7 protein-coding genes are annotated in these 8327 nt (G+C 67.8%); 4 read left to right on the top strand and 3 right to left on the bottom strand.

Features of this window, described 5'->3' with window-relative positions; translation table 11 throughout:
- The 4 genes from ACXJKH_RS10485 to ACXJKH_RS10470 all read left to right on the top strand — a co-directional run.
- On the top strand, positions 1-209 hold a 209-nt coding region (locus tag ACXJKH_RS10485; RefSeq protein WP_457319384.1), incomplete at its 5' end, for a UDP binding domain-containing protein.
- The gene (locus tag ACXJKH_RS10480; protein WP_256774567.1) at positions 202-441 is read left to right on the top strand and encodes a SlyX family protein; all 240 of its coding nucleotides are present in this window, start codon (positions 202-204) and stop codon (positions 439-441) included. The genes ACXJKH_RS10485 and ACXJKH_RS10480, both read left to right, overlap by 8 nt.
- A 10-nt stretch (positions 442-451) precedes the next feature.
- On the top strand, positions 452-1153 hold the full coding sequence (locus ACXJKH_RS10475; RefSeq protein WP_457319383.1) for a DUF2058 family protein: 702 nt from the start codon (positions 452-454) through the stop codon (positions 1151-1153).
- 54 nt (positions 1154-1207) lie between these two features.
- Positions 1208-3283: an acyltransferase family protein gene (locus ACXJKH_RS10470; RefSeq protein WP_457319382.1), complete on the top strand. Its 2076-nt coding sequence runs from the start codon at positions 1208-1210 to the stop codon at positions 3281-3283.
- A gap of 57 nt (positions 3284-3340) precedes the next feature.
- Here ACXJKH_RS10470 and ACXJKH_RS10465 read toward each other — a convergent pair whose 3' ends face one another.
- The 3 genes from ACXJKH_RS10465 to ACXJKH_RS10455 all read right to left on the bottom strand — a co-directional run.
- Entirely contained in the window at positions 3341-4675 is a 1335-nt protein-coding gene (locus ACXJKH_RS10465; RefSeq protein ID WP_457319381.1) for an amidohydrolase family protein, read from the bottom strand.
- 150 nt (positions 4676-4825) lie between these two features.
- Entirely contained in the window at positions 4826-6010 is a 1185-nt protein-coding gene (locus tag ACXJKH_RS10460; protein WP_256774563.1) for an MFS transporter, read from the bottom strand.
- Positions 6011-6102: 92 nt separating this feature from the next.
- Positions 6103-8327, bottom strand: a 2225-nt coding sequence (locus ACXJKH_RS10455) for a vitamin B12 dependent-methionine synthase activation domain-containing protein (protein ID WP_457319380.1), incomplete at its 5' end; no start/stop codon positions are given.

The raw sequence follows: 8327 nt of genomic DNA, 5'->3' as shown, positions 1-8327 counted from the left end.
ACAACGCCTACGACGCCCTGGACGGCGCCGATGCGCTGGTCGTGGTGACCGAATGGAAGCAGTTCCGCAGCCCGGATTTCGCCCGGTTGCGCGAGGTGCTCAACGACGCGGTGGTCTTCGACGGCCGCAATCTGTACGACCCGCAGGAGATCGAAGCCGCGGGCCTGGCCTACTACGGCATTGGCCGGGGACGTTCGCTGCATGCATGATTCCACCCCCTCATCGCGTGAACAGGCGCTGGAAGCGCGCCTGATCGAGCTGGAAATGCGCGTGTCCTTCCAGGAGCAGGCGCTTGCCGAGCTGAGCGAAGCGCTGGCCGATGCACGCATCGAAGGCAGCCGCAACGCCGACTTGACCCGCCTGCTGCTGGAGGACCTGGGCAAGGTCCGCAACGCGCTGTATTCCGATTCGGGCGAAGAACCACCGCCCCCGCATTACTGATCGACCACTCATGAGCGATACCCTCCGCGACCAGTTGCTGGGCCTCGGCTTCAAAGCCGCGCCCAAGCCCGAACGCAAACCCGAACGCAAGCCTGATGCCCGCCGCGATGGCCGGCCGGGCAACAAACCGCAGGGCGCGCGCGCACCGGCCAAGCCCGGCGATGCCGCGCGTCCGCCGCGCGAAGGCGACGCCGCTCGTCGTGCCCCGCACGGCAAGGGCCGTCCCGGCGGCGGCGCCCGTCCCGGCCAAGGCCAGAACCCCGGCCAGGGCAAGCCGCGCTCGCGCGAGGACATCGACCTGGCCAAGGCCTACGCGATCCGCGCGCAGAAGGAAAAGGACGACCGTATTGAAGCCGAGCGCGTGAAGCAGGAAGAGGCACGCCTGCGTCGCGAAGCCAAGGCGAAACTCGACGTGCTGCTGGAAGGCAAGGCGTTGAACGACGCCGCCGCCGAGATCGCGCGTCACTTCAATTACGGCGGCAAGATCAAGCGTATCTACGTCACCGCCGAGCAGCTCAAGGCGCTCAACGCCGGCGAGCTGGGCGTGCTGCAGCAGAACGGACGCTACCTGCTGGTGACCGCGGCCGTGCTCGACGAGGCCGAAGCGGTGTTCGCCCCGTCGGTGGCCCTGCGCGTGGACCCCAATGCCACCGCGGAAGAAGATCCGTACGCCGATCCGGCCTACCAGGTGCCCGACGACCTGGTCTGGTGATTCCACTCCGGTCGCGGTGATCACCACCGCGACCGATGCCCTGCAGGGACGCGCATGACGGCTGATCCAGTTCGCGGCTATGTGCCGCATATCGATGGCCTGCGTGCGATCGCAGTGCTGGCGGTGATCCTGTTCCACCTGGATCCGTCCTGGTTGCCCGGTGGGTTCACCGGCGTGGATGTGTTCTTCGTCATCTCCGGGTTCGTGGTCAGCGCGTCGGTACACCGGCTGCCGCCGCTGCCATTGCGGGATTCGCTGCTGCGTTTCTACGCCCGGCGGCTGCGTCGCATCGCTCCGGCGCTGGTGACCTGCCTGCTGCTGACCAGTCTGGCCAGCGTGCTGCTCATTCCCCAGTCCTGGCTCAGTGAAGCCAGCGACATGACCGGCCTGATGGCCTTCTTCGGCCTGAGCAACTGGGTGCTGGTGGGGGTCGGCAGCGATTACTTTGCACCACGTGCCGAGTTCAATCCGTTTACCCACACCTGGTCGTTGGGCGTGGAAGAGCAGTTCTACCTGCTGTTTCCGCTGCTGTTCCTGGCCTGGAGTCGCGGTGGGCGCAGCCGCTGGACCAGCGTGGGCCTGTTCGCGCTGGCCAGTGCGGCCTCCATCGGTCATGCGGTTTACGCAGGCAGCCATCCGGAACAGGCGGTGCGCGCTTTCTACGCCACGACCACGCGCTTCTGGCAGCTGGGTGCGGGCGTGCTGCTGTTCCAGCTGCTGCATCTTCGCGCCACCGGGGCGGATGCAGCGGTCCCATCGCGGCCCCTGCGCGTGGCGTGCTCGCTGTTGGCCGTCATCGCGCTGGCGATGCTGGGCTGGACCCTGTGGTCCGCGCGCGCCGGACACTCGCCCTGGCCGGACGGACTGTGGGCGGTGCTGGCGAGCGTGGGCCTGCTGCTGGCGCTGCACGTGCATCCGCGCGCGCTGGCGGGTCGCGTGCTGTCCAGCGCGCCGCTGCGGCGGATCGGACTGCTCTCGTACTCGCTGTATCTGTGGCACTGGCCGGTGTTCGTGCTGATGCGCTGGACGGTTGGCCTGGACACCACCGGCCAGCGCGTGTTCGCCATGCCGCTGGTGGCGTTGCTGTCCTGGGCCTCCCTGCGCTGGGTGGAGCGGCCGTTCCGCGGGCCGTTGGCCAAGCGGCTGTCCACCGGCCGATGGGTGGCCGTGGGCGTGGTGGCGCTGCTGCTTGCTGCGGGCCTGCAGGCGTTGATGTACCGGCAGGCGGCGCATCTTTCATTGAGCACGGTCAGTCGTCACCCGTTGGACTGGTATCCGGACGGCGACGCGGTGGCGGCCGACTACCCGAGTTGCGAGCTGCGGGTCGGCAAAGAGCGTTTCGAGGCCGGTCGTGCGCGCACGTTCTCGCGTGGCGAATGCGCTCGTCCGCTGCCCCCAGGCATGCCGCGCAACGTGTTCGTTGCCGGCGATTCGCATGCGATGGCCTACAACGAGCTGCTGCGCAGGCTGGCCCTGGAGACCGGCGCCACGGTGTGGCAGTACGGTCGTGGCGGCTGCCCGCAGCTGGGCCTGCAGGAATGGCGTTGGGTCGCGCAGGAGTGCGTGGGCTACGACGCGGCGGTGCGCGCCGACATCGCGCGGCGCGCGCAGCCCGGTGACGTGGTGTTGCTGGTGTCGCTGCGGGTGCCGCGTCTGTCCGACCAGTTCATCCTGTTCGACGCGCGCGAGCAGCGCGACAGCGAACACAGTGCGCAGGCCCGTGCCGGCCATGCCGCCGAGGCCGAGCGTGCGATTGCCGCCTGRCGACCGCTCGCCGAGACCGGCGTGCGCGTGGTGCTGGAGGCGCCCAAGCCGGTGTTGCCGGCGCCGCCGTACCGCTGCTCGGACCGGTTCAACGCGGCCAATGCGGTGTGCCGCAATGGCCTGCAGGTGCAGCGGGCGTGGATGGACGACTATCGCGCGCCGGCGCTGGTCGCGCTGCAGCAGGTGGCCGCGGGCCTACCCGGCGCAGTGATCTGGGATCCGTTGCCGATCCTCTGCGACACCGATGCCTGCCGCGCACAGCGCGACGGGCATCCCCTGTTCTTCGATGGCGATCATCTCAGTGGCTACGGCAACCGGTTGCTGCTGCCCTCGCTGCAGGCCACGCTGGCAACCCACCCGCGATAACGGAGTGAGGTAGGTGGGGATGATGTTCCCTGCGGCATGGCACCGGGAAGGCATCCATCATTCCGTGATCGGTCCGGCCACCTGCTGACCGGCCTGCCAGACCGCGCCGATGCGCTGGCTGTGGGTGATATCGGCCAGCGGATCGGCGTCCAGCACGAGCAGGTCGGCACGTTTGCCGGCCGCGATGCGACCACGGTCGCTCAGGCCGAGCAGGTCGGCAGCCTGGGCGGTGGCAGTCTGTAGCGCCTGGGTCGGGGTCAGCCCGGCCTGGACCAGCAGCTGCAGTTCGCGATGTTCGGCAAACCCGATCACCCGCTGTGGCATGGCCCCGGCATCGGTACCGAACCCGAGCTTGACCCCGACCGCATGCAGCCGCCGCAGGTTGTCCAGGTTGGTCGCCACGGCCTGGAGTGCGGCCGGTATGCCACTGCCGGCCAACTGCGCGCGTTGCCAGTCCGGCTGCGACCAGCGCGCCAGAACATCGGCCGGCAACGACGTGCGCAGGAATGGCTGCTGCAGTTGCTGCGGGTTTTCGGCATACCAGTAGTTGGCCTCGTCGATGGCTATGGTGGCGATATACCAGGTGCCCTGATCGCGCATTTTCCGCGCCAGCATCGGATCCACCGCGCGGTCGCGGATGCCATGGGCGAGGATGTCGACCTTGGCATCGACCAGATCGCGCGCCTGTGCCAGATCATGGATGTGCGCGGCGACCTTGAGACCGCGCGCGTGCGCCTCGGCAATGGCGGCGCGATACACCTCCGGCGTCATCATCGGCCGTTTGCCGCCCATGTCATCCACCCACAGTTTGATCAGGTCCACGCCATCGGCCTGCTGGGTGGCTACGGCCGCACGCGCCTCTTCGGCGTTGCGCGGACGCGCCACGGGATCATGGCTCAGGCCCATGCTGTCGGCCGGGGGCGCGCCGTCCGGTGCACCGATGCCACCGCCAGCGCCATACAGCTGTGCGCCCAGCCCGGGGTCGGCGTTGACCGCCTTGCGGATGGCGAAGAAGTCCGCCCCGTTCATGCCCAGCGCGGTCACCGTGGTGATGCCGTAGCGCTGGAACTGGCGCAGGTCGCGCACCACGTTGTCGCGGGTGTAGAAACGGTCGCCGTGCTCCAGTCCCTGGGTGTTGCCGACGTGCGCGTGGTCGCTGACCAGACCCGGCAGCAGGGTCTTGCCCGTGTAGTCGATACGGCGCGCACCGGTGGCGGCGGCTGGCAGCGGCGTGCCGACATGCACGATGCGGGGGCCATCGATCAGCACCGGGGTGATCCCAAGATCGCGCTGGCCGTCGAAGACGCGGGCGTTTTCGAGCAGGATCGGCTCGGCGGCGGCAGGCAGGGCAATGGCGGCAAGCAGCAATGCCCACAGGCGGGTCGGTCGCATCGGCGGCTCCAGTCAGGGGAGGTTTGAGCCTACCCCATCGAGGGGGCCGCATTGCCGGCCAGCGGCCGGCAYTACCGGTTGGGAGGGTCGCGTTGCCGGCCAGCGGCCGGCACTACCGGGGCGGATTGGATTGCCGGCCCGCGGCCGGCATTACCGGGCGCGCAGCAATGGCAGGCTGATCGCGAAGAAGCACAGGAGCGCACCGGCGAACGCAAAGCCGCTGCCGGCCAGGAATGCGGTGCGGCCCTGGTCGATGTTCCACAACTGCCCGGCGATCAGCGCGCCGAGTACGCCGCCCACACCGGACGAAAAACCATACAGCAGGCCTTGGCCGTGCCCGTTGAGACGTCCCGGGAAATAGGTCGCCAGCATCTGCATCGCGGCGGCAAAGAAGGCGGCAAAGCCGAGCGCATGCGCGGTCTGTGCCACCAGCATCACCGGCAGGTTTTCCGGGAACAGGGCGGTGACGGCCCAGCGCACGGTGGAACTGAGCAGGGCGATCAGCAGCATCCAGCTGGCGTCATAGCGGCGGAAGAAGCGGCCGATGGTGAAGAACACGCCGACCTCGAACACGACCCCGACCGTCCACAACACGCCCAGCGTGGAGGTGGCATAGCCGTGATGGTCCATGTACACCGAGAAGAAGGTGTAATACGGGCCGAAGGAGAGCTGTTCCATGAACGCGGCGAGGAAGAACGCCAGCACCTGCGGCTTGCGCACGATCTGCCAGAAGCCGCTGGCATCGCCGTCGTTGCGCTGCAGGTTGCGCGCGTAGTGGTTGGCAAACCCGGAGGCGGTGAGCAGGCCGAACAACGGCAGCATCAGCCACGGCAGCAGGTGCGCGTTGCCGGCCCCGTCCTTGCCTTCGATGATCCAGCCAAACAGCATCACCACGGCGATGAAGCCCAGCGAGCCCCAGACCCGGATCAGGCCATAGCGGTGGCTGTCGCTGCCCAGGTGGGTGAGGGTGATCGATTCGAACTGCGGCATCACCGCGTTGTAGAAGAAGCAGAATGCGATCATCGCCGGGTACAGCCACGGCTGCGGCAGGGGCAGCAGGAACGCGCAGAAGGTCAGCAGGGTGAGCACGCAACCCAGGCGCAGCCAGAAGATCGGACGCGGCGAGGCGGCGGCGATGGAGGTCCAGGTGGTGGGCGCGACGATGCGCGTGGCGTACCACAGCCCCATCATCACGCTGATCGCGGTGACGCTCATGCCGCGCGAGGTGAGGAACAGGCTCCAGTAGGGCGTGAACGCGCCGAGTGCGGCGTAGTAGAACAGGTAGAAGGACGACAGGCGGACGGCCGGAACGGCGTCGCGGGTGGGGGCGGTCATGCGGGGTCTCGGTGGCGGCGCGCACCCACCAACGGTGGGCGCCTACCGCTGCATTATGACGGCAGCACCCGACCGTGGGTCGAGTGACGGACTCATTCCGGATCGTAATCCAGGTTCGAGGCCAGCCAGCGCTCGGCCTGCACGCGGTCCACGCCCTTGCGCTTGGCGTAGTCGCTGACCTGCTCGCGGGTAACCCGGCCGACCACGAAATACTGGCTCTGCGGATGGCTGAAGTAATAGCCCGATACCGCTGCGGTCGGCAGCATGGCAAAGCTCTCGGTCAGCTGCATGTCGGCGTTGCGCTCGGCGTCGAGCAGGCGGAACAGCGTGGCTTTTTCGCTGTGTTCCGGACAGGCCGGATAGCCCGGGGCAGGGCGGATGCCGGTGTACTTCTCGGCGATCAGCGACGCGTTGTCCAGCTGTTCGTCGGGCTGGTAGCCCCAGTAATCGGTCCGCACGTGCTGGTGCAGGCGTTCGGCCAGCGCCTCGGCAAGGCGATCGGCCAGGGCCTTGAGCAGGATGGCGTTGTAATCGTCGTTATCGGCTTCGAAGCGCGCCACGTGCGGATCGATGCCGATGCCGGCGGTGACCGCGAAGGCGCCGATCCAGTCCTGTTTGCCGCTGTCGGCCGGGGCGATGAAATCGGCCAGACAGAAGTCCGGCCGCTCGACCGGCTTGTCGACCTGCTGGCGCAGGAAGTGCAGCACGCTCGGGCCGGCATCGGTGCGCAGGTGCACGTCATCGCCGACGCTGTTGGCCGGCCACAGCCCGAACACGGCCTTGGCGGTCAACCACTTCTCCTCGACGATCCGCGCCAGCATCGCGCGGGCGTCCTTGTACAGGTCGCTGGCCTGGGCACCGACGATCTCATCGGTGAGGATCGCCGGATACTTGCCCGCCAGTTCCCAGGCCTGGAAGAACGGGGTCCAGTCGATCACCTCGACAAGGTCGTCCAGCGGATAGTCGTGCAGCACATGCAGGCCGGGCTTGCGCGGGGCGGGCGGGGTGTAATGGGCCCAGTCGCCGTCGAAACGCTGCGCGCGTGCCTTGGTCAGGGTCACCAGTCGCTTGGCGTCGCCACGGTTGCGATGGCGCTGGCGGATGTCGGCGTAGTCGGCCTCGTTGGCGGCCACGAATGCCTCGCGCAGCTCGCTGGAAATCAGCGACTGGGCCACGCCCACCGCACGGGAGGCGTCCTTCACCCATACCGTGGGCGCCTTGTAGTGCGGGTCGATCTTCAGCGCGGTGTGCGCGCGCGAGGTGGTCGCACCGCCGATCATCAGCGGCAAGGTAAAACCCTGGCGCTCCATCTCGCGGGCGACGTGGCTCATCTCCTCCAGCGACGGGGTGATCAGGCCGGACAGGCCGATGATGTCGGCGTTCTCGGCGCGCGCGGCGTCGAGGATCTTCTGCGCCGGCACCATTACGCCCAGGTCGATGACCTCGAAGTTGTTGCAGGCCAGAACCACGCCGACGATGTTCTTGCCGATGTCGTGCACATCACCCTTGACCGTGGCCATGATGATCTTGCCGTTGCTCTTGGCGGTGTCGCCGCTGCGGGCCTTCTCCGCTTCGATGTACGGCAGCAGATAGGCCACCGCCTTCTTCATCACGCGTGCGGACTTGACCACCTGCGGCAGGAACATCTTGCCGGCCCCGAACAGGTCGCCGACGATGTTCATGCCGTCCATCAGCGGCCCTTCGATGACGTCCAGGGGGCGGGTCGAGCGGGCGCGGGCCTCCTCGGTATCGGTCTCCACCCAGGCGTCCAGGCCGTGCACCAGCGCATGCGCCAGGCGCGCGTCGATCGGCTTCTCGCGCCAGGCCAGGTCTTCGCCCTTGACCTCGCCCTTCTTGCCTTTGTAACGCTCGGCGATTTCCAGCAGGCGCTCGGTGCCGTCGCGGCGGCGGTTGAGGATCACGTCTTCCACGCGTTCACGCAGTTCCGGATCGAGCTCGTCGTAGATCGGCATCGCGCCGGCGTTGACGATGCCCATGTCCATGCCGGCGGCGATGGCGTGGTAAAGGAAGACCGAATGGATCGCCTGGCGCACGCTTTCGTTGCCACGGAACGAGAACGACACGTTGGAGACGCCGCCGGAGATATGGCAGTGCGGCAGCGTGCGCTTGATGATGCGCGTGGCTTCGATGAAGTCCACCGCGTAGTTGTCGTGTTCCTCGATGCCGGTGGCGACGGCGAAGATGTTCGGGTCGAAGATGATGTCCTGCGGCGGGAAGCCGACCTGGTCGACCAGGATGCGGTAGGCGCGGGTGCAGATCTCCACCTTGCGCGCGCAGGTGTCGGCCTGGCCATCCT

The organism is Stenotrophomonas sp. P5_B8, assembly GCF_054049855.1.
The sequence above is the reverse complement of the archived record's forward strand: the minus strand, read 5'-3'. Positions and strand labels throughout refer to the sequence as shown.

Excerpts from the sequence above, each read along its gene's own strand:
- ACXJKH_RS10480 (WP_256774567.1), top strand. The coding sequence starts at position 202 with ATGCATGATTCCACCCCCTCATCGCGTGAACAGGCGCTGGAAGCGCGC.
- ACXJKH_RS10460 (WP_256774563.1), bottom strand. The coding sequence starts at position 6,010 with ATGACCGCCCCCACCCGCGACGCCGTTCCGGCCGTCCGCCTGTCGTCC.
- ACXJKH_RS10475 (WP_457319383.1), top strand. The coding sequence starts at position 452 with ATGAGCGATACCCTCCGCGACCAGTTGCTGGGCCTCGGCTTCAAAGCC.
- ACXJKH_RS10465 (WP_457319381.1), bottom strand. The coding sequence starts at position 4,675 with ATGCGACCGACCCGCCTGTGGGCATTGCTGCTTGCCGCCATTGCCCTG.